Origin of the sequence: uncultured Erythrobacter sp., assembly GCF_947499705.1 — a bacterium.
Lineage (GTDB): Bacteria > Pseudomonadota > Alphaproteobacteria > Sphingomonadales > Sphingomonadaceae > Erythrobacter.
On sequence record NZ_CANMPJ010000002.1, the window covers coordinates 119,169 to 140,250 of the forward strand.

Below are 21,082 nucleotides of genomic sequence, written 5' to 3' on the forward strand. Positions count from 1 at the left end.
ATCTCACCTCATCGACCGAGGGCATTTTTCTTGACTTGAGCGCAAAGACGGCTAATTGCCCGCCCCGACCTCGTTTGAGGTCATCCGTCCGAGACAGTTGGTGAAGGCAATCGGGCCTTCTTAATTTCCAGCCTAGACGGGGAAAAGAGATTTTGGGTTCGCTCCTTTTGCGACCCACCCGGTGTCTTCGCGGCATCCTCCTTCCCCATCAATGGACATGTCGGATCGCGATGAGCGCATCCGGCGAACCTGAAAGCCATGTCGCATGAGCGGCGTGGTGATTTGAGCCGGTCGTTCGGGATGTTCCCGTGCGGCCATAGTGAAGGAGTAAGGCATGGATCGTTCGCAAAAAGCCGACGCGGTTGCCCAGCTCAATGCAGCTTTCAACGATGTTGGCGTGGTCGTCGTGACCCGCAACCTCGGCCTGACGGTGGATCAGTCCACCGAACTGCGCGGAAAGATGCGTGAAGCTGGTGCTTCCTACAAGGTTGCGAAGAACCGTCTCGCCAAGCTCGCCCTGAAAGACACCGATTACACCGGGATCGAAGAGTTTCTCTCCGGCCCGACCGCGTTGGCCTGGTCTGAAGACCCGGTCGCGGCTGCCAAAGCCGCTGTCGAGTTCGCAAAGTCGAACGACAAGCTCGAAATCGTCGGTGGATCGATGGGCACGCAGGTGCTCGACGAAGCTGGTGTCAGGGCGCTTGCCTCGATGCCGAGCCTCGATGAGCTACGCGGCAAACTCGTTGGCCTCGTCAACGCCCCGGCAACCAAGGTTGCTCAGGTCGTCAACGCGCCCGCCAACAAGTTGGCCCGTGTGTTCGGCGCATATGCCGCCCAAGACGCGGCATAAAGCGCACGCTGCTTAAGAGACGGTCTCGCGAGAGACGAAACATATCTGGGGTGTGACCTAGTCAGGCCGCCCCGTATAAATTGGAGTGAACATCATGGCTGATATTGCCAAGCTTGTTGAAGAACTTTCGAAGCTGACCGTCCTCGAGGCGGCTGAACTTGCAACCGCTCTTGAAGAAGAGTGGGGCGTTAGCGCCGCTGCTGCTGTTGCAGTTGCTGGCCCTGCTGGTGGCGGCGACGCACCGGCTGCTGAAGAGAAGGACGAATTCGACGTCATTCTTACCGGCGACGGCGGCAAGAAGATCCAGGTCATCAAGGAAGTCCGTGCCATCACCGGTCTGGGCCTCACCGAAGCCAAGGGTCTCGTCGAAGGCGCACCAAAGCCTCTCAAGGAAGGCGTCAACAAGGCGGAAGCCGAAGAAATCAAGGGCAAGATCGAAGCAGCTGGCGGCACCGTCGAGCTCAAGTAATCTTGAACCGAAGTTTTGCAGGTGTCTTGAAGCGCCTGCAGATGGGGGCGGTACCAGCAATGGTGCCGCCCTTTTCATTTGGCCGACACGCTAGGGCGGCTGCGCGAAAGCAGTCTTTGGCCAATCGGCCTTTCATTCTGCGTTATGGCACTAACCTTCATTCCTGCCTGGAAAGTTGATCACACCCATCGCCGTCGGAATTGGTTCGACTGAAGAAGTCAGGTTAGTCTGATTAGCAGCCAAGGCCTTGCCTTTTCAGGCCAGCGCAGCGTCACTCGGAGCGCGTGATTTTGTATCATCATCGCGCCGATTTGATTGATTAACCCGGCGATTTTTCAATGTCTAAGTTCAGGACAACGCCCCCTGAAAGATTCAGATGTTGCTAGACTCTTGGGCATAATTGCGTAACGTTTTGTTTACCGAGTCGCTCATCACAGAAGAATTGCGTCAGACAATTCAGGGCAAAAGAACCTAATCCGCGATTTTGGATGAGGGGGGGAATAATGTCTGCGTTTCGAGTGGCCGTTTGCGCTGCACTTATGGTGTCAGCTGCGCCGGTGGCTGCACAGGATCTGGTCCATCGACCGATCAGCCCGACTTTTGGCGGTAACCCGTTCAATTCAAATCACATTCTCGGTACTGCTAACGCGCAGAACGACACGCGCGATCCGCGTGCAGAGAGCACCGGCACCGAAGCTGACATCTTTGCGCGGCAATTGCAGTCGCGCCTGCTTTCGGCGCTGTCCTCGCAAGTCGTGGATGCGATCTTCGGCGATAATCCGCAGGAACAGGGCGTCATCAGCTTTGGCGGACAGACAATCGAGTTTTTTCGCTCTCTGGATGAGGTGACCTTGATCATCCGCAACGACGAAACGGGCGAAGAGACCCGTATCGTGGTGCCGCTCTTCGTCGATGTGAACTGATGAAAACAATTCTAATGCGAATTTTGGCACCCGTTGCTGCCCTGGCGCTCACCGGCTGTATGTCGGTCGGCCAAAGCGGCCGCGACCTGTTGCCCGAGGATACCAGCCTCGCCTATTTCCCTAAGAAAACGCAGACCCAGAACCTGCTTAACCAGCTGCCACCACCGCAGCGGCAGGTGGCGATCGCGGTCTACGGTTTCACCGATCAGACCGGCCAGTTCAAACCGACCGAGGCCGGACAAACACTCTCGCGTGCGGTTACGCAGGGCGCAGGCTCGATCCTGGTCAAAGCGCTGCAGGATGCCGGCAATCGCGACTGGTTCACCGTCGTCGAACGCGAGCGGCTCGATAATCTGCTGAAAGAGCGCCAGATCATCGGTGAAATGCGCCGCCGCTACCTCGGTGAAGAGCAGGTCGATCCGAATGCCCTTCCAGCCCTGCTGTTCGCAGGCGTTCTGCTAGAAGGCGGGATCGTCGGCTATGACACCAACACCGTCACCGGCGGTGCGGGTGCGGCATTCCTCGGCATCGGTGCCCGCACCGAATATCGCCAAGACACCGTGACAGTCTATTTGCGCGCTGTTTCGGTCCGGACCGGAGAGGTCCTGACGAATGTCAGCGCATCCAAGACCATTGCCAGTCAGGCAATCGGTGCCAGTGCCTATCGCTTTGTGGCTTTCCGTGAACTGCTCGAGGCGGAATGGGGGATCACCTCCAACGAGCCCGATCAGGTCGCGCTGCAACAGGCAATCGAGAAGGCCGTCTACGGCCTCGTACTCGAAGGGGTCGAACTCGATCTCTGGCGGTTCGAAGACATGGCAGCGGCTCAACCGCTCCTGTCCACATATCGCGCGGAACGTGATGGAATCTACGAAGCGCGCGATGTTCAGCGAGCGGTCCAAAAGGCCGGTTCGCTGACAGCTTTAACCATTGTCGACGATCAAGACGACGATGGTGACGGGTCTTAAGAAAACGACTGGCGGGCCAAAGTAGCTCGTCGGCGCAACAGACCAGAAGGCGCGTAAAGCGCTGAACAGGGACGCAAAAAAGTAAGCACGCAAAGGAGCTGCAACTCCGATGCGTGCAGGTATAGGCTGCGATAACCTTGAAACACCCGGCGTCTTCACGCGCCGTGGTGACTCTTGATTATCGCCTTAAACAGAGGGTGATACAAGATGAAAAAGCTTCTTTTCCTGACAGCGTCCGCTGCCGCACTGGCAACTGCCGGTCCAGCGCTGGCGCAATCTCAGGACTCCGTGATCTTCCAGGACGGCGATGACAACGCTGCAACCGTTGAACAGGACGGCAACGAAAACCTGTCCGACGTCAACCAGGATGGCGACAACAACACCGCCACTGTCGACCAGGATACGAACCCTCCGGGATCGGAAAGCTTCTCGGTTCCAGCCAACACATCCGATATCAATCAGACCGGTGACTACAACACCGCGACCGTCGATCAGGATAACGACAACGCCGCTGGTTCGACCAACGCAGTGACCATCAACCAGAACGGTGACGGCACATCGGCGCTCGAAGCCAACGTGGCAGACGCATCGCAAAGCGGCGATGGCAACACCACCACCATCGATCAGGGTGCAGCGGCACTCGCGACCGGAAACAGCAACGCTGCAACAACCAGCCAGTCTGGCCGGAACAACACGATCGATCTTGCCCAGATCAATGACGGAGCGAGTGCAGACGTTTCGCAGGACGGGACCGGCAACACTTCGACATCAAGCCAGGGCCGCAACAACGCCGCCAATACCACGACCAGCCAGGAGCTGTTTGTAGTCCAGACCGGCACCGGCAACACGTCCGACGTCGATCAGCGCGGGTCGGAAAACTTCGCCAGCGTCAATCAGACCGGCAACGACAACATGTCGACCATCAACCAGCCCGGTTTCGACAACGACATTGGCGACCCCGTCGGATTGGTCAGCGTTGGCGTGAATCAGATTGGCGACGACAATGAGAGCACTGTCACTCAGTCCGCCAATTTCGGACTCGTGACCGTCGATCAAATCGGTAACAACCTGACCAGCTCGGTCTTCCAGACCGGCCGCGCGAACAATTCGGTTGCGGATGTCGATCAGTCGGGCACGTTCAACACCAGCACGATTACACAGACTGCATCGCCGCCGCCTGTTGGTCCCGGCCGCCAGATGACTGCCGAAGTCACACAAGGTGGCACGATGAACGAGAGTGTCATCACCCAGACCAACACTTTGGGCGCTCCGCCGATCTCCAACAATCTGGCAATGGTCAATCAGAGCGGTTCGATGAACTTCTCAGAAATCAGCCAGGACGGTCACGAAAACACCGCCGACGTCACCCAGAGCGGGTCGAATGGCGACAGCCTCGTGGATCAAACCGGCGATAGCCACACGGCGACGGTCACTCAGACGGGTTCGTTCGACATGTCGACGGTCACTCAGACCGGCACCGGCAACACCTCGACCGTCACTCAAGGCAACTGATCCAGCACGTCGGCGAGCGCTTGATGGTGCCCGCCGACGGTTAGCCATTTCAAAGGAAATCAAATATGAAAACTCTTATTCTCACAGGCGCATCAGCCATCGCATTGGCGATGGGCGGTGCCGCAATCGCTCAAGATTCAGGCGCAACTCTGTCTTCGGGCATCGCTGATTGCACCACCACTTCGGGCGGCAATTGCTCGGACATCGAACAGACCGGCGTTGGCGAAACTGCCACCGTGGATCAGTCCGGCTCGGGCCAGTCGATCTCCGAAATCGATCAGGACGGCGCAGACAACACCGCCACGGTCAATCAAGAAAGCACCGCTGGCGATGCCAACGAGTCCGAAATCGAGCAGGGCGGCGCAGCGGTCGACTCAACTGCTGAGGTTGACCAGATCGGTGAAGGCAACCTGTCTTCGATCATCCAGGAAGGCGACGACCTGCTGGCCGACGTAAGCCAGAACGGTGAAGACAACAGCTCGACCGTACTGCAGACAATCGGTGCCGATTTCGCCACGACCGTCGTCGATCAAAGCGGTTCGCAGAACGTTTCTGACGTGACGCAAACCGGCGATTTCGCAAATGTCGACGTCATGCAGGACAATGGCGATGCTGGTACGCTCGGTAACAACTCGCTGGTAACCCAGACCGGCAGCGGGGCTGCTGTCATTGTGACTCAGAGTGGACAGGAAAACCTCTCTGACGTTGGCCAAACTGCTAGCGGCGCTCTTGTCACCGTCGATCAAAGCGGGGTTTCAAACCGCTCGCTCGTCGATCAAGCCGGTGCCGGCGTCATTGTCGATGTCTTTCAGGACGGTGAAGACAATATGTCGACCGTCGATCAGGTAGCAATCGGATCATCCGCCAGCGTCGATCAGTTCGGCAATGACAACACCGCGCTGATCCGTGAGCGGGCCGAGGCTTCCGGTTCGATCATCACGCAGGATGGCAACGACAACAATGCCCAAATCGGCCAAAGCGATGCCGCAGGCCTGTTGTTCGGCTTCATCCCTGTTCCGCTGATCGAAGCTGATAGCGCTTCGATTGCGCAGGAAGGCAATGAGAACCGGGCGTCGGTTGTGCAGTTGGGCATCAATCAGTCGGCAACAGTCGAGCAGATTGGCAACAACAACACGTCGGGCGTTCCTGGCGATCTCAGCAACATCGGTGTTTTGCAGATTGGAGACAGTCAGACTGCCGAGGTCACCCAGATGGGCGACGGCAACACCTCGAATGTTTCGCAAGGTATTGGCAGCAGCCTTACCTTCGTGACAGGTGCCAGCAGCTTCGGGAACCTGGCGATCGTCGATCAGAATGGCATCGATGGCACTTCGACCATCGAGCAGGCCGGTGATGAAAACGCCGCTCGTCTGACCGATTTCGGCACCGACAACGTGTCGTTCATCTCGCAGGACGGCGCACTCAACACCGCCGATGTCGCTCAGGCAGGCGCTCTGAACAACTCCTCCGTGACTCAGATCGGCAACGGCAACACTGCCCTCGTCGGTCAGGATACGGCTGCGCCATCGGGCAGCTTCTGAGGGTGATCCGCGGCCCGGCAAAGCGCTTTCGCGCAATCCGGGCCGCACTCCCTCTCAGAACTTGAGAGCATGAGCCTCTCCGCCATGTTCTCCGAAAGGAACAAGAAAATGAAAAAGACAATCATCACAGGCGCATCGATCCTGGCTCTTGCGGCCGCTGCTCCTGCCTTCGCGCAGAGCAACGTTTCGACAGTCGACCAAAATGGCAACGGCAACGGAGCCACTGTCGAGCAGGTCGGATCGAACATGTCCGACGTCGATCAGGACGGTGACGACAACGTTGCGACCGTCGATCAAAATGGTGCGACTAACAGCTCGACCATCGATCAGGATTCGATCGGTGCCGGTGCATTCGTCACTCAGGATGGCTCGACCAACACATCGAGCATCACCCAGAATGACGGCGACGATCGCAACACGATCGGCCTTCCCGAAGATCCCGAAGCAACCGTGAGCCAGATCGGCGATCGCAACACTTCGACGATCACTCAGGATGCAGTCGCGCCCGGCTATAACAGCATCGCGAATGTCGATCAGATGAGCGACGACAACGTCTCGGTCATCGATCAAGACATCGCCAACACGACCAGCACCGGCGGCCTGCAAGCCAATGTCACACAGTTCGGCAACAGCGATTCAACGGTTTTGCAATCGGTCGATGCACAGCACGCGCGTCAGCTTCACGCCACTGTTATCCAGACCGACTCGACGTCACTGGTGACGCAGACAGCATCTGGTCCAGGTGCAATCGGACTGGTTGCGGAAGTCACGCAGTTCGCGGGATCGGATTCGACGGTCTCACAAACGGCATCCGGCGAAGACTCCGGCGATCTCTACGCCAGTGTCATGCAGGACAACGGCGCAACGTCGACCATCACGCAAACGGCCGCAGGCCTGTCCTCGATCAATCAGGATGCAATCGTCACGCAAGACGGTGCCAGCAACTCGATGATCACGCAGACCTTCAACGGTGAAGGTGCCAATTCCTTCTCCGCGACGGTCAATCAGGATGGCGACGCCAACACATCGACAGTCAGTCAAGAGGACTTCACCTTCACGACTGTCGCCAACCCCGATTTCGGCCTGACTGCAGATGTCAATCAGGTTGGGAACGGCAACATGTCTTCGCTCACACAGGTGAACAAGACGCAGACTGCCGATGTCGATCAACTGGGTGATGGCAACATGTCGACCGGCATCCAGTCGGGCGCTGCCAACTCGCTGACGGTGCTGCAAACCGGCACCACCAACACCTCGGTGATCACGCAGGAACACACCGGCAATATGTCGGACGTTTTCCAGGCGGGTATCGGTGCAACCTCGACGATCGACCAAATCGGCAATGCGCAGAATGATATGGCTTTCGTCGATCAACTGGTGGGTTCGGACGGGTCGAGTTCGACCATCTTGCAGACCGGCGCATCGGGCAGCCCGGCATCGGCCAATATGGCTGACGTCACACAAAGCGGCCTGATGAACACTTCGCTGATCACCCAGGATGGATGGAACAGCGATGCGACGGTCCTTCAATCGGGCGCGAACAATGACAGCGACATCACCCAGACGGGAACTGTCGCGGGCGCAGGCAACTCCGCCGATGTCACTCAGTCGGGCGATTGGAACGTTTCGGATGTGCTGCAGACCGGTTCGCTGAACACCGCAACGGTGACTCAGTCGAGCGACTTCAACACGTCCAACGTGACCCAGACGGGCACTGGCGGCACCGCCACTGTCACTCAGGGCATGTAAACGGCGTAGGGGGCCCGGGCGGGACTTCGCGTCTCGCCCGGATACCTGCAATAGTGTAAGACAGAACCATAATGACGATTTCGCTTCCCATCAGAACCGCCCTCAAGGCAGCGCCGATCTGTGCGCTCGCTCTGGCAGTACTTGCCTCACCGACGCTCGCACAAGACACTGGCGGTTCGGGCGAGGAGGGCGTGGTCGGAGCGATAGAGATTCCCGAGGCCGAAGAATCGCGCGGAGTATTCATTTCGCAGATCGGCACAACCAATCGCGCCGATATCTCTCAAGAAGACTCCGGCTCTTTCGCGCGGATCATTCAGAACGGTGCAGACAACGATGCCGAGCTGAGCCAGAGCGGTGCAGGCACACACAGGGCAAGCGCAGCGCAAGAAGGCGACGGCAATGTCCTTCTGGCAGAGCAAGCGGGCACCGGAGACACCACACTGCTGTTCGCGCAGGAAGGCGACACCAACAGCGCGATCCTGTTGCAGCGCGAAACTTCGGCGCTCTCATCGGCGGCGGCGGTGCTGCAGCGCGGCGACAACAACAACCTCACCCTGATCCAGGATGGCAGCGACAATCAGGCGCGCCTGACGCAGGACGGGAACGCGAACACCATGACCGCCACTCAGCTCAATTCGGGCAACCGGCTTGAATGGACGCAGCAAGGCGATGGCCTGTCGGACCTACGGATCACGCAGGAAGGCGGCAGCACCATGGAAATCACTCAGAGCAACACCGGCGCAGCTTTCGCTCCTCCGCCGGGTGGATCGGGAGGCTGATCCTGCGCTGCGCTGCCCTCTTGACCGTGCTGTCAGGTGCGCTTGCGATCCCTGCGGGGTCGTTGGTGGCACAAGACAGCTCAGAGAGTGCCAGCCAGATCACCCAAGTCGGCGAGGCCAAAGCGCGCCAAAGCTCTGACACCGAAGCTTCGCAGATCGAAAGCGGCGAAGCCTCGAACGCTTATTGGTCAGAGGATGTGCAGGTCAGCTCAGCCGATGTCACGGCGCCCGTCGTTGACGCACGGCAGGATCAAGCCTCACAGCCAGACGGGAGCAGAGCAGCACCGCAAATCAGCAGCACCGAAGACAGCGAGCGCGCCATCGCTCAGCTCAATCTCGGTGATCTCGAGGGGACGCTGGCACAGCTCTCCAGCGCTGAGCGCCAAGTGCTGCTCGACGCGATCCAAGGCACCGACATCTGCGACAACCCGCCTGACATTCCGGCCGTGATCGAGCTTTGCCAAACCCGCATCGAAACGCGCTCCACCGAGTTCGCGGTCCGCGAAGTGAACACTCTGTCCGCTGAGGAACGGCTGCTTGGCGAAAGCCTCGACCGAACCCGCACAGCCTCAACGCTGGAACGCGACGTCGAACGGCTTGCGCGTAATGCAGGGCGCGGCGATGCGAACTCGCTCGACACCCAGGCAATCGCATCGGTCGCTCTCGGAACACCGCAACCGGCGCAGCCGGAGCAACCTGGCGGCACGCAAATCAGCGATCTGCCGTCAGACACTCAAGCCCTCATCAACGCGCTGGTCCAGCAATTGGGCGGCGCAACCGGAAGTCCTCCGCAATGACGCATTGGCTCGCCCTTCTGGCCGCACAAACGATCGCAGCAAATGCGACGGAGCCCAATGACCGTGCAATCGAAATGGAAGTCTCGAAAGAAGGCGACCAGATCAAGGTCGAATTGCACGGCAACTCACCCAAGACCCAGCACGTTTCCTTCGCTATCGAAGTGACCGGTTCGTCGAACAGCAAGCACAGCGGCAGCCTGACATTGGCTGCCAATTCTCCGCAGACGCTGTCGACGATCAAAGTCAGCACCAGCGGGAAATGGTGTGCCAGAGTGATGGTCGAAGAAGAAGGGCGCGCGCCCTACGAACTCAGCGAAGGGTCTTGCGCCGACTAAGGGCGGACCTGGTCGATCCCGGAACGCTCGGTACTGCGCTGCGGCGATCCGATCTGATCAATCTGGACCTTGTGCGCTGCCGATGGTCGGTGGTCACGGGTGCCGACATTGAACTCGTCGTAGACTGGATCATAGGTGATCGGAATTCCCGCATCGCGGAGCTGCGACATGGTCACGAACAGATCGCTGGCCGATGACGCAGTGATTCGCTCAAATTCGCTCATGTCATAGCGATCGCGGAGCAATTCTACGATCGAGCCCAGCCGGACCGCGAGCGCATTGTTGGTCTGTTTGAAATCGAGCTGACCCGCCACCTGCCCATCAACCCGGGTGATCAGCTGCGACTCAATGTTGAGATCGAAACCACTGACGCTGCCAGAGACCGGCAGGCTGGCTGGACGGCGCGGATCGACTGCGCTCGCAAAGCCAGCTTTGGCGCTGGGTACTGGAGCCTGCACGGCTGGCGCTGGGACAGCCTGAGCCCGATCGACCACAATTGGCATCGCATCGTTGCGCGCGCCGCTTGCTCGTGTGGGCGGAAGCGCCGAAATCTGCGGAGCAATTGCCGCACTGCGAGTAGGCGTTGCTGAAGAGACAACCGGCTTGCGCGCCGAGACGGAGGGTGCAGGTGACCGCTGAGGGGCGGCAGACCGGATCGCGAAGTCGGAAACTGGCGCTGCAGTTTCGGCCTGTGTAACAGACTCAAATGCGTCAATACTCGCAGAAGCGGACAATTCGTCATTGCCGACTGTGGTGGCGGCTTCCACCAGTGGCAACACCACCGGCTCGACATCTAGGCCAGCGAGTTCAATCTGCGGGATGCGTCCCGCTGAGAGAGCGGAAATTGGCAGCTCGACCTTCGCCAGTTGAGGAGCTTGAATTGTAACGATCTGTGTGACTGCCTGCGATGTCTCCAAGACCACATTGTCAGAATGCCCAGCGGGCACCTCTGCAAGCTCGGGAAGCACAACCGAAGTGACTTCAACGGCTTCGGGAACCGCTACGATTGCAGCGTCGCCAATACTTTCATCAGAGCCTGCAAAAGGTTCGAAGGCAGCCGCGAAGGATGTTCGGGACACGGTTGGGTCTAGCCGCGCAACGGTGGCTTCCGGCGCAATTGGAAGAGCCACCAATTCCGTGGGCTGAGCCGCCAAAGAGAGCGTCGCTTCGACAACCGGTGCCTGCAGCACCTCAATCGGTTCCGCGCCGAAGTCTCCCAACCCTTGCGATATCCGAACCGGGCTGGCCTGCGCCGCTTCTGCAAATCCCGCCGGCTGTGCAAATGCAATCGGATCAGGGGCCGCGATCGGTTGCTCTTTGAGATCCCCCGCTCCCTGCGAAAAGCCTGGAGCTGTAAGCGCAATCGCAACCACGGCAGTGCCCGGCAGCAGGCGATACTTCACGATGTTGGGAATGAGCGGACCGCGGGACTGGCGCTCAAGAACCTCTTCGTCGGCGCGCGCAAGGGAACGGCCTGAACGCACCTCCTGCGACCAGCCGGCAAAGCTTTCCGAAAACTGGCCTTCGAAGCCCATCGTCCTCGCCCCCAAACGAAGTGCAATTATGCGGCCTGCCGCCACCTGTGGGAAGCAGAATCCCCTCGAATCCGGCCATTTGCGTGCTTTGTTTCCTGAATGTTCGCGTGTTTTGGCAATCCGTGCCGCGTCAACACACACAAACCGCCATTCATCACCGAGAATTCGCGAATCGGCGTGTGGTGCCAAGCCACCCTGCCTCCTTCGGCATTTAGCGCTTCCCACGACTCGCCCATACGCGTATCCGGGCCGGCTTTATGCGCGAGACAGCACCTCTTGAAACGCCGAGTTGGGGCGAGGAGCTACGGGCGACATTGACGCTCGCGTGGCCGCTTGCGCTCGCCAATCTTTTGCAGATGCTGACCTATGCTATCGACGTGATTTTCATCGCGCGATTGGGTGACGAACCGCTGGCAGCATCGGCTCTGGCCGTGTCGCTGTTCGGGCTGGTGCTATGGGCGATGACCGCGCTTACCGGGGCGGTCGCGCCGCTCATCGCCGAAGCGATCGGGTCGGGCAAGCCATCGGTCAGACCGGTGCGGCGATCGGTGCGGATGGCGTTGTGGCTGGCCGTGTTCAGCGGCGTGCTCGGTATGGGAATCTGCCTACTCCTTGATCCGATCATGCGGGCTACGGGGCAACAGAAGGAGATCATCAGCCTCGCAAACGAATACAACGTCGTTATCATCTTCTCGATGATTCCGATGCTGCTGGCAGCAGTGCTGCGCAACTTCGTCTCCGCGCTCGGCAGGCCGATCTTTGCAACCGCTATCACAGCGGTAGGTATCGGCGTGAATGCGGTGGCGAATTACGCGTTCGTCTTTGGCAATTTCGGCGCACCCGAATTGGGACTGACAGGTGCGGCGGTCGCAACGATTATCACGGCGCTGATTACGTTAGCTGCCTATGTCGTTGCGATCCGCACGGATGTGAGGCTGCACCGCTACCATGTGTTCGGTCGGTTCTGGTCGCCCGACTGGCCGCGCTTCTGGCAGATTGTGCGCATCGGCACCCCCATCTCGCTCACGGTTACGGCAGAAGCCGGGATCTTTGGTGCGGCGGCGTTTATGATGGGGCGGTTCGGGGCGGCTGAACTCGCTGGCCATACAGTAGCGTTGCAGCTTGCGGCGCTCGCTTTTCAGGTACCCTTCGGAGTGGGGCAGGCTGTCACCATTCGAGTCGGCTATTTCTACGGCGCTCGAGATCCCATTGGCATCCAGCGAGCCGGCTGGGTTGCAATCGTAATCGGCACCGGATTCATGGCGCTGACCGCGCTGGCCATGCTGTTCGCCCCGATGACCTTGCTGTCGATTTACGTTGATCCCTATGCTGCAAAGAATGCGGCTCTGGTCGGCTTTGCGCTGCAATACCTCGTGCTTGCGGCGATGTTCCAACTGGTCGACGGCGTACAGGCGGTCGCCGCCGGGGCCTTGCGCGGATTGCAGGATACACGGGTTCCGATGTGGTTCGCGATCTTCAGTTACTGGGTGCCGGGCATCGGCCTTGCCATTGGTCTGGGCTTCTTCACCGCGCTGGAGGGCACGGGGGTTTGGATCGGTCTGGCAGCGGGCCTGGCCTTCGCCGCTGTCTTGCTGACCTGGCGCTGGATGGGCCGCGAGAAGCTCGGATTGACAACTCGCCCGGCCTGACCGGCCAGCAGTCTCCCAGAATTCGTTCAAAAAAGTGCAGTTGCTGGTGTTGACTCCTCACCCAGTGCTCCCCAAATGCGCCGCGTTGGCACTCTCAAGAGGAGAGTGCCAAGAGACATTCATTCAACTCAACTGAAAGGTCATCAATTATGGCATTTCGTCCGCTGCACGACCGCGTTGTGGTCCGCCGCATCGAAGCCGACCAGAAGACCGCTGGCGGCATCATCATTCCAGACTCTGCCCAGGAAAAGCCAAGCGAAGGCGAAATCGTCTCTGTTGGCGAAGGGGCACGTGACGACGACGGCGATCGTATCGCACTCGACGTCAAAGCCGGCGACCGCGTGCTGTTCGGCAAGTGGTCTGGCACCGAAGTCAAGATCGACGGTGAAGACCTGCTGATCATGAAGGAAAGCGACATCATGGGGATCATTGGCTGATCGCCTGACCCTTAACGCTTACTTCTTACTCAACGAATTTCAGGAGAAACAATCATGGCTGCCAAGGACGTAAAGTTCGGCCGCGATGCCCGTGAAGGCATCCTCAAGGGCGTCGACACGCTCGCCAACGCTGTCAAAGTGACGCTCGGCCCGAAGGGTCGCAACGTTGTGATCGACAAGAGCTTCGGCGCACCGCGCATCACCAAGGACGGCGTTACCGTCGCCAAGGAAATCGAACTCACCGACAAGTTCGAAAACATGGGCGCACAGATGCTGCGCGAAGTCGCCAGCAAGACTAACGACCTCGCCGGTGACGGCACCACTACCGCCACCGTTCTTGGTCAGGCTATCATCCGCGAAGGCATGACTGCTGTCGCCGCTGGTATGAACCCGATGGACCTCAAGCGCGGCATCGATGCGGCTGTCACCAAGATCGTCGAAAACCTCGCCGGTCGTTCGAAAGAAGTCGCCGGTTCGTCCGAAATCGCACAGGTCGGCATCATTTCTGCCAATGGCGATAAAGAAGTCGGCGAGAAAATCGCTGAAGCGATGGAAAAGGTTGGCAAAGAAGGCGTCATCACCGTCGAGGAAGCCAAGGGTCTCGAATTCGAGCTCGACGTGGTTGAAGGCATGCAGTTCGATCGCGGCTACCTGTCGCCGTACTTCATCACCAACCCGGACAAGATGACTGTCGAACTCGACAACCCGTACATCCTGATCCACGAAAAGAAGCTGTCGAACCTGCAGTCGATGCTGCCAGTTCTCGAAGCAGCTGTTCAGAGCGGTCGTCCGCTGCTGATCATCGCTGAAGATATCGAAGGCGAAGCGCTCGCGACCCTCGTGGTCAACAAGCTGCGCGGCGGCCTGAAGGTTGCAGCGGTCAAGGCACCGGGCTTCGGCGATCGTCGCAAGGCGATGCTGCAGGACATCTCGATCCTTACCAAGGGCGAAATGGTCAGCGAAGATCTGGGCATCAAGCTCGAGAACGTTACGCTCGGCATGCTGGGTGAAGCCAAGCGCGTCACCATCGACAAGGACAACACCACCATCGTCGACGGCGCCGGTAGCCAGGAAGACATCCAGGCCCGAGTCGGTGAGATCAAGGCTCAGATGGAAGCCACCACCAGCGACTACGACCGTGAGAAGCTGCAGGAACGTCTGGCGAAGCTCGCCGGCGGTGTTGCCGTGATCAAGGTTGGCGGCGCTTCGGAAGTCGAAGTGAAGGAACGCAAGGACCGCGTTGATGACGCGCTCCACGCCACCCGCGCTGCTGTCGAAGAAGGCATCGTCCCGGGCGGCGGTACCGCGCTGCTTTACGCATCGAAGGTGCTCGAAGGCCTGAAGGGCGACAATGACGATCAGACCCGCGGTATGGACATCGTGCGCCGCGCGATCCTCGCTCCGGTCCGTCAGATCGCTCAGAACGCCGGTCACGATGGCGCGGTTGTCTCTGGCAACCTGCTGCGTGAAGGCGACGAAACGCAGGGCTTCAATGCCGCGACCGACACCTATGAGAACCTCGTCGAAGCAGGCGTGATCGACCCGACCAAGGTCGTACGCACCGCACTTCAGGACGCAGCTTCGGTTGCTGGCCTGCTGATCACCACCGAAGCGGCAATCACCGACGCTCCGGAAGACAAGGCCGCTGGCGGTCCGCCAATGCCCGATATGGGCGGCATGGGCGGCATGGGCGGAGGCATGGGCTTCTAAGCTCGGTCACTTCCACGCTTACAAAAAGGCCCCGGAGGACGTTCGTCTTCCGGGGTTTTTTGTTGGTCGAATTGGCGGGTTCCCTTTCCTGCGTCGCTGGAGCATGCTTTGGCATGATTTTCTCACAAGGGGACCGTTCGTGAAGACAAGACTAGCTGCCGCTCTGCTAGCCTCCGCCGCGCTTGCAGGATGCGATGCGATGACATCGGCGCCGGTTGCGACCATCGAATGCGCGACCACGCAGACCGAATGCCTGAATGACTGGTTTGAAACGAAGTTCGAGGAAGAGCTGAAATTCAGCCCGCTGCGGCAAACTGCGCTGGGCCTCAAAACCGACTACGACAAGATCGACGATTTCACAGTCGAAGCGGCGCAAGCGCAGCTTAAGTGGTGGCAGCAGGCAACCGCCGAGATGGAAGCCAATTTCGACTATGACGAGCTGACCGACGAAGCCAAGCTGTCATGGGACATGTGGCAATTCCGCAAGGATCAGGCCGAAGCCGCTGCAGACTTCCGCGAGCAAGAATACATCCTCACCCAGATGAACGGCCTGCATACCGGGCTACCAAGTTTCCTGCTGACCCAGCATAAGGTCGAGGATGAAAGCGATATGACCGCATTCATCGCTCGGCTTGGCGGGATCGGCACGGCGATGGATCAACTGCTCGCACGCGCTCAAGCCAATGCCGAAGCTGGCACGCGTCCACCCCGCTACGCCTATGACGCTGTCATCAATGAGTCGGGCAAACTAATCAGCGGCGCACCGTTCGATGATCGCGAGCCCTCGGCACTATGGGCTGCCAGCGAAGGGCACCTGTCCAAGCTGGTCGAAGACGGTGCGATCAGTCAGGAACGCGCCGATGAATTGCGCGAAGAAGCCCGCACGGCTCTGATCGATCAGATGGCACCAGCCTATCAGCGCGTGATCGAATGGTTCACGCAAGACCGCGCGAACACAGGCGACATCGCTCAGGGCGTCGGAGCTCTCGCCAATGGCGAGGACTTCTACAATTACCGCCTCGGCCTGATGACCACGACCGAGCTGACAGCTGACGAAATCCATGAAACGGGCCTCGCCGAAGTCGCGCGCATTCGCGGCGAAATGGAGGCGATCAAGGATCAGGTTGGCTTTGAGGGCGACCTGCTCGATTTCTTCACCTTCACCCGTGAGGACGATCAGTTCTTCTTCTCGAACGACGATGCCGGCGCGCAGGAGTATATCGCCCGCGCCAAAGCGCATATCGACACTCTGACTACCAAACTTCCCGACTATTTCGGGACATTGCCAAAGGCACCGCTCGAAGTGCGCCGGGTCGAGCCTTTCCGCGAACAGGATGGCGCCGCTCAGCACTACCGCGTCGGCACGCCCGACGGGTCGCGACCGGGTATCTACTACGCTCACCTGTCCGACATGAGGGCGATGCCGATCCCCGTGCTGGAAGCGATCGCTTATCACGAAGGCAATCCCGGGCACCATATGCAAAGCTCGATCGCGCAAGAGCTGACCGAGATGCCGCAGTTTCGTGCCAAGGGCGGGTACATTCCAGCCTTTGGCGAGGGCTGGGGCCTGTATTCCGAGCTACTTGCCAAGGAGATGGGAGCCTACGAAGACCCCTATTCCGACTTCGGGCGGCTCACCAATGAGATGTGGCGGGCGATCCGCTTAGTGGTCGACACGGGCATCCACTCGAAGGGTTGGAACGAGCAGAAGGCAGTCGACTACTTCCTTGCAAATTCGCCGATGCCAGAGACAACTGTGCGATCCGAAGTCCGCCGCTATTTCGTGCTGCCCGGTCAGGCGACGTCCTACAAGATCGGCATGATCCGCATCCAGGAATTGCGGGCCAAAGCCGAAGAGGAACTGGGCGACGCCTTCGACATTCGCGGCTTTCACGACACGGTTCTGGGCGGCGGTTCGGTGCCGCTATCGGTGCTGGAAAAGCGGATCGATCAATGGATCGCGAAGGTCAAAGCGGCCTGATCTGCACTTCTCCGGAAAGATAAAAAAGGGGCGGAATAGCACTACGCTACTCCGCCCCCTTTTGTTTGTCGGTTGGAAGGCCTAGCCGCCTTTGCGGCTGGCCTCTGCGGCTTCGATTACATCGGCATCCCAAGTGACTTGGGTCTGCGTCTGCGGGTTGAAGCGGGTGTTGGCGTAGGATGCCTCTTCCGCTGCCGCGATTTCGGCTGCGGTGAGATGCTCGCTTGACTCCAGTGCGAACACGTCGATCCCGCGGGTGATCTCGGTTCCGTAGATCCTGCCATTGTACCAATAGGATGACCAATATCCGCCCACTACCAGCTGTTCATCGCTGATCGAGCCGCGGTCGAAATAGGCGATCTCTTTCGGGTTGGCGCTGTCGGTGAAGTCCATCACGCTGATCCCGCCCTGATACCAGGACTGCACAAAGATATCGCGGCCCGGCACCGGAATGATCGAGCCGTTATGCGCGACGCAGTTCTCATACTCTCCCTGCGGCCCCGGCATCTTGTAGTGGCTGCGGAATTCAAGCTTGCCGTCGACGATATCGTAGATCGCATTGGCGCCCCACGTCATCGGGTCGGATGCCTTGCAACGCGGACGTCCGCCCCCTCCCCATTCGTCGGTGAAGACGACCTTCGTGCCATCGTTGTTGAAGGTCGCGGAGTGCCAATAGGCAAAACCCTTGTCGAACACCGCATCGATCCGGACCGGGTTCATCGGGTCGGAAATATCCATCAGGATTCCATTGCCCGAACAAGCGCCAGCGGCGAGGTTCAGGCTCGGGAAGACGGTGATGTCATGGCATTGGTTGGTCTGGCGCGTGTCCTGCGCACCTTCCTCGCTTTCGCCGCCTTCCCACAGACCGGCAATCTCTCCGGTTTCGGCATCAGCGAACACGCGCGGACTGCTGACGATGCGCGACTGTGACGGATCGGCAATCGGAATCTCGATTACGTCGATGCTGAACAGAGCCGTCCGGCTATCGGCGGGGTTATCGATGCAGCGCGCGAGTTCTTCCTGCTCGCGAACGCGCGACGTCCCCGAATTGTAGACGATCAGCTTCTCATCATCGGCACTGACGATCGAGTGCGTGTGACTGCCACGGCAAGTTTGCACCTGCCCAACCTGACGCACCGCAGTGAGATCGGAAATGTCGAAAATGCGCAGGCCGCGGAAGCGCTCTTCGCTGACCTCTGCCTGCACGCCTTGCAGTCCGCAATCGACCCGGCCACGGGTTTGTTCGACGCTCATCACTAGCAGGTTGCCGGCGACCGAGACGTCGCCTTGCCCGCCTGGGCAAACCACTGAGCTCATCAATGTCGGCGCACCATCGTCACCAAGCTTGTAAATGTTGAAGCCGTGATAGTTGCCCGCGACCATGATGTCGTCGAAGAACGCCATGTCGGTGTTGGCGAAGTCGAGCAACGGCGTGCGTTCGGCGAACTGGGTAAGGCTCTCTTCTTCCTCGCGCGGGGAGGTAGGATCGGCTTGATCGCTTTCGGCAAGCGCCTTTGCGAGTTCTGCGGCCTCTTCGGCCAATGCCTTTGCCTTGGCAAGAACTGCGGCAGCGCCGCCCTCGCCTTCGGTTTCGCTCTCATCCTCGTCATCTTCACGATCGGGCACAGCGACACGCAAATCTGCCGGGTTCTCAGGGTCGAAGAAACCCGCAGGCTTTGAAAGCGTCGCAACCTTGCGCAAATTCAGGATCGCTTCTTCGGCATCGTCAAAGCCCGAAGCAAGAGAAGCACGCGGATCGGGCGAAAGACCGGCGAGCAGCACGTCCATCCGGTCGATCTCGGCCTTCTGATCGTTCTCGATATCGCCAACGAAGCGGAACAGGATCGGGTCGGCTGCGCTGCCGGGCTGTCCCAACAATTCATCGACCATATCGATGGCGCCTTCGTGATGGGCGATCATCAATGTCAGGAACTGGCGATCAAACTCGGTCCCCTCGGCAGCGGCCAGTGCCGCCATCTGGTCGGGCGTCGCCATGCCGGCCATTGTCGAGTGATCAACCATGGCATGGTTTGAATGGTCGCCCATGTTGTGTCCTGCATGGCCGCTTGTGCCGACCATCACGGTCTTCTCACCGCGGGTCGAGAGCCACTCATTCATGAACATGATCTCATCGTCCTGGCTGGACTCGATCCGCCCGGCGATGGCGACGATATCTTCGGTGTTGGTGCGGTCTTTGACCAGTTTGGCCATTTCCACCGCTTGCTGATGATGCACGATCATACCTTGCATGAAGGTCACGTCGGCATCGGTGTACTTCGCGCTGGCGAGCTGGGTCGCTTCATCTGCGGTCAGAACCTTGCTGGCCTGACCCGGCGCACCGGGTTGGACGATCTGCGGCGCGGTTTGCGCAAGGGCGAGTGTAGAGCTGCCAAGCAGCATGGCGGTGAGGATCGCGCGCGAACCGCGCGCTGCAGAAGTATTGGAGGTCATCGTGAAGTCCTGCTGATGATTGATTGACCGCTACACTGACGAGCCTTGACGCACAGTCAAGCCAATTAGCATGGGGCTTGACAATCCATGATATAATATTTCATTTGACCATCGATCGCCCTCGATTTCTTCCGCAAGACTGCATGAAAATAGCCTGCCCAACCTAACAATGCGGAATCGGTCGCTTTCGGCGCACCTTTCATCGCGCGCGGCGAATCGAGCGCTTGCCGGGACGAATCGCTGCCCTCTAGGGCTGCATTGTTAAGACGCCAGTAACCCTGACGGAGTATCGTTTACATATGTCATCCTCACGCTGGTCCGCCCTATTCGCTGCCTTTGCAGGCATCGCTCTTACCGTCAGCCCTGCCTCCGCGCAGACCAATGATCTTGAAGCCAGCTTCGATAGTGCGCTTGGCACCGAGCTGCGCAATCCGCAGACTTATGAGGCCGTTTATGCAAACGGCTTCGAACAGCGCATTGCCGAGCTTGCCAATGGCGACAATGGCCGGATCGGCGTTGCAGCCATGGATCTCGCCACGGGTGAGCAGATCATGGTCCTGGGGGACCAATTGTTCCCGATGGCGTCGACCAGCAAGATTGCGGTCGCTGCCGCCTATCTCGAAATGGTCGAGCAAGGGAAGTACTCGCTAACCAGCGAGTTCCCGCTGCTGCTCCCCGTCCGTTCGGCCAAGTTCTCATCCGCCGCCGCGCCCAAGCGCAAAGGCAAGTACATGCCTGCGATCGACCTGATCGAAATCATGATCACGCGGTCGAGTAACCCGGCGACTGACACTTTGCTTGCTGCGGTCGGAGGCCCTGCGAAGGTCAATGACTGGATGCGGCGTCAGGGCATCAACGATTTCAGCATCGACCGGGATATTGCTACGCTAGTGCGCGATGACGGCGAATACGATCCCGCGGCCTGGATTGACCCACGCGATTCCGCGACACCGAAAGCGATGGTGCGACTGCTGCAAGGGCTTTACCGCGGCGACTTTCTCTCGGATCAAAGCCGCCGAGTTTTGCTCGGCGCGATGAGCCGCACGGTCACTGGCAAGCGCCGGATCGTTGCCAACATGCCTTCCGATACGCGTGTCAGCCACAAGACCGGATCGCTGAACAACACATCGAGCGATATCGGTATCATCGAAGCGCCCGATGGACGTGCGATTGCGGTGGCGATTTATGTCACCGGGCAAGGCACTCGGCGTAACCGCGAAGCGCGGATCGCTTCGATCGCGCGCGCACTTTATGACGGCTTCTCTGCCAAGGCGCGCAACCAGCGGGTCTGGACCAACGCGCCGCGCACGGGCGGTTGATCCAAAAGAAAAAGGCGGCGCCTTTCGGCACCGCCCTTTCCTGAATTAGCTATCTTCCTTACGGAAGAATGCTGCGG

The 21,082-nt window shown here is 59.3% G+C and carries 17 protein-coding genes; 15 read left to right on the forward strand and 2 right to left on the reverse strand.

Annotated features, from left to right (window positions below):
- Window positions 1-334 precede the first annotated feature (334 nt).
- From rplJ to csgH, 10 genes are all read left to right on the forward strand, one after another.
- Window positions 335-850, forward strand: coding sequence for a 50S ribosomal protein L10 (rplJ, locus tag Q0837_RS13365; RefSeq protein ID WP_298470172.1), 516 nt, complete (start codon window positions 335-337; stop codon window positions 848-850).
- A 94-nt stretch (window positions 851-944) separates the two neighbouring features.
- Window positions 945-1,319, forward strand: coding sequence for a 50S ribosomal protein L7/L12 (gene rplL / locus Q0837_RS13370; protein WP_298470174.1), 375 nt, complete (start codon window positions 945-947; stop codon window positions 1,317-1,319).
- 503 nt (window positions 1,320-1,822) lie between these two features.
- Window positions 1,823-2,242 carry a curli assembly protein CsgF gene (locus tag Q0837_RS13375; RefSeq protein ID WP_298470175.1) on the forward strand — a complete coding sequence of 140 codons (420 nt, stop codon included), beginning with the start codon at window positions 1,823-1,825 and terminating at the stop codon, window positions 2,240-2,242.
- A gap of 59 nt (window positions 2,243-2,301) precedes the next feature.
- Window positions 2,302-3,210, forward strand: coding sequence for a CsgG/HfaB family protein (locus tag Q0837_RS13380; RefSeq protein WP_298470176.1), 909 nt, complete (start codon window positions 2,302-2,304; stop codon window positions 3,208-3,210).
- A 207-nt stretch (window positions 3,211-3,417) separates the two neighbouring features.
- Window positions 3,418-4,722: a hypothetical protein gene (locus Q0837_RS13385; RefSeq protein WP_298470177.1), complete on the forward strand. Its 1,305-nt coding sequence runs from the start codon at window positions 3,418-3,420 to the stop codon at window positions 4,720-4,722.
- Between the two features lie 65 nt (window positions 4,723-4,787).
- Window positions 4,788-6,263, forward strand: coding sequence for a hypothetical protein (locus tag Q0837_RS13390; RefSeq protein WP_298470179.1), 1,476 nt, complete (start codon window positions 4,788-4,790; stop codon window positions 6,261-6,263).
- 108 nt (window positions 6,264-6,371) lie between these two features.
- On the forward strand, window positions 6,372-8,012 hold the full coding sequence (locus tag Q0837_RS13395; protein ID WP_298470181.1) for a Curlin associated protein: 1,641 nt from the start codon (window positions 6,372-6,374) through the stop codon (window positions 8,010-8,012).
- Between the two features lie 71 nt (window positions 8,013-8,083).
- Window positions 8,084-8,791: a hypothetical protein gene (locus Q0837_RS13400; RefSeq protein WP_298470183.1), complete on the forward strand. Its 708-nt coding sequence runs from the start codon at window positions 8,084-8,086 to the stop codon at window positions 8,789-8,791.
- A 20-nt stretch (window positions 8,792-8,811) separates the two neighbouring features.
- A complete protein-coding gene (locus Q0837_RS13405; protein WP_298470185.1) occupies window positions 8,812-9,588 on the forward strand; it encodes a hypothetical protein in 777 nt (258 codons plus the stop codon).
- A complete protein-coding gene (gene csgH / locus Q0837_RS13410; RefSeq protein WP_298470187.1) occupies window positions 9,585-9,923 on the forward strand; it encodes a curli-like amyloid fiber formation chaperone CsgH in 339 nt (112 codons plus the stop codon). Before Q0837_RS13405 ends, csgH begins: the two co-directional genes overlap by 4 nt.
- On the opposite strand, the gene Q0837_RS13415 is transcribed toward csgH, so the two are convergent.
- On the reverse strand, window positions 9,920-11,458 hold the full coding sequence (locus Q0837_RS13415) for a hypothetical protein (RefSeq protein WP_298470188.1): 1,539 nt from the start codon (window positions 11,456-11,458) through the stop codon (window positions 9,920-9,922). The two genes, csgH and Q0837_RS13415, sit on opposite strands and share 4 nt — an antisense overlap.
- 257 nt (window positions 11,459-11,715) lie before the next feature.
- Between Q0837_RS13415 and Q0837_RS13420 the strand changes: the two genes are divergently transcribed.
- The 4 genes from Q0837_RS13420 to Q0837_RS13435 all read left to right on the forward strand — a co-directional run bounded on the left by Q0837_RS13420 (window position 11,716) and on the right by Q0837_RS13435 (window position 17,235).
- A complete protein-coding gene (locus Q0837_RS13420) occupies window positions 11,716-13,107 on the forward strand; it encodes an MATE family efflux transporter (protein WP_298470190.1) in 1,392 nt (463 codons plus the stop codon).
- Between the two features lie 149 nt (window positions 13,108-13,256).
- Window positions 13,257-13,544 carry a co-chaperone GroES gene (gene groES / locus Q0837_RS13425; protein ID WP_298470192.1) on the forward strand — a complete coding sequence of 96 codons (288 nt, stop codon included), beginning with the start codon at window positions 13,257-13,259 and terminating at the stop codon, window positions 13,542-13,544.
- A gap of 54 nt (window positions 13,545-13,598) precedes the next feature.
- On the forward strand, window positions 13,599-15,254 hold the full coding sequence (gene groL, locus Q0837_RS13430; protein ID WP_298470194.1) for a chaperonin GroEL: 1,656 nt from the start codon (window positions 13,599-13,601) through the stop codon (window positions 15,252-15,254).
- 139 nt (window positions 15,255-15,393) lie between these two features.
- Window positions 15,394-17,235, forward strand: a complete 1,842-nt coding sequence (locus tag Q0837_RS13435; protein WP_298470196.1) for a DUF885 family protein — start codon at window positions 15,394-15,396, stop codon at window positions 17,233-17,235.
- Between the two features lie 81 nt (window positions 17,236-17,316).
- Here Q0837_RS13435 and Q0837_RS13440 read toward each other — a convergent pair whose 3' ends face one another.
- Complete coding sequence (locus Q0837_RS13440) at window positions 17,317-19,686, reverse strand: DUF305 domain-containing protein (RefSeq protein WP_298470197.1); 2,370 nt, start codon at window positions 19,684-19,686, stop codon at window positions 17,317-17,319.
- Between the two features lie 299 nt (window positions 19,687-19,985).
- Here Q0837_RS13440 and Q0837_RS13445 point away from each other — a divergent pair, with 299 nt between their 5' ends.
- Window positions 19,986-21,005 carry a serine hydrolase gene (locus Q0837_RS13445; protein WP_298470198.1) on the forward strand — a complete coding sequence of 340 codons (1,020 nt, stop codon included), beginning with the start codon at window positions 19,986-19,988 and terminating at the stop codon, window positions 21,003-21,005.
- Window positions 21,006-21,082 lie beyond the last annotated feature (77 nt).

What these genes read in the sequence shown, in the direction of transcription:
- rplJ (WP_298470172.1), top strand. Translation starts at nt 335, where the DNA reads ATGGATCGTTCGCAAAAAGCCGACGCGGTTGCCCAGCTCAATGCAGCT.
- rplL (WP_298470174.1), top strand. Translation starts at nt 945, where the DNA reads ATGGCTGATATTGCCAAGCTTGTTGAAGAACTTTCGAAGCTGACCGTC.
- Q0837_RS13375 (WP_298470175.1), top strand. Translation starts at nt 1,823, where the DNA reads ATGTCTGCGTTTCGAGTGGCCGTTTGCGCTGCACTTATGGTGTCAGCT.
- Q0837_RS13380 (WP_298470176.1), top strand. Translation starts at nt 2,302, where the DNA reads ATGTCGGTCGGCCAAAGCGGCCGCGACCTGTTGCCCGAGGATACCAGC.
- Q0837_RS13385 (WP_298470177.1), top strand. Translation starts at nt 3,418, where the DNA reads ATGAAAAAGCTTCTTTTCCTGACAGCGTCCGCTGCCGCACTGGCAACT.
- Q0837_RS13390 (WP_298470179.1), top strand. Translation starts at nt 4,788, where the DNA reads ATGAAAACTCTTATTCTCACAGGCGCATCAGCCATCGCATTGGCGATG.
- Q0837_RS13395 (WP_298470181.1), top strand. Translation starts at nt 6,372, where the DNA reads ATGAAAAAGACAATCATCACAGGCGCATCGATCCTGGCTCTTGCGGCC.
- Q0837_RS13400 (WP_298470183.1), top strand. Translation starts at nt 8,084, where the DNA reads ATGACGATTTCGCTTCCCATCAGAACCGCCCTCAAGGCAGCGCCGATC.
- csgH (WP_298470187.1), top strand. Translation starts at nt 9,585, where the DNA reads ATGACGCATTGGCTCGCCCTTCTGGCCGCACAAACGATCGCAGCAAAT.
- Q0837_RS13415 (WP_298470188.1), bottom strand. Translation starts at nt 11,458, where the DNA reads ATGGGCTTCGAAGGCCAGTTTTCGGAAAGCTTTGCCGGCTGGTCGCAG.
- Q0837_RS13420 (WP_298470190.1), top strand. Translation starts at nt 11,716, where the DNA reads ATGCGCGAGACAGCACCTCTTGAAACGCCGAGTTGGGGCGAGGAGCTA.
- groES (WP_298470192.1), top strand. Translation starts at nt 13,257, where the DNA reads ATGGCATTTCGTCCGCTGCACGACCGCGTTGTGGTCCGCCGCATCGAA.
- groL (WP_298470194.1), top strand. Translation starts at nt 13,599, where the DNA reads ATGGCTGCCAAGGACGTAAAGTTCGGCCGCGATGCCCGTGAAGGCATC.
- Q0837_RS13440 (WP_298470197.1), bottom strand. Translation starts at nt 19,686, where the DNA reads ATGACCTCCAATACTTCTGCAGCGCGCGGTTCGCGCGCGATCCTCACC.
- Q0837_RS13445 (WP_298470198.1), top strand. Translation starts at nt 19,986, where the DNA reads ATGTCATCCTCACGCTGGTCCGCCCTATTCGCTGCCTTTGCAGGCATC.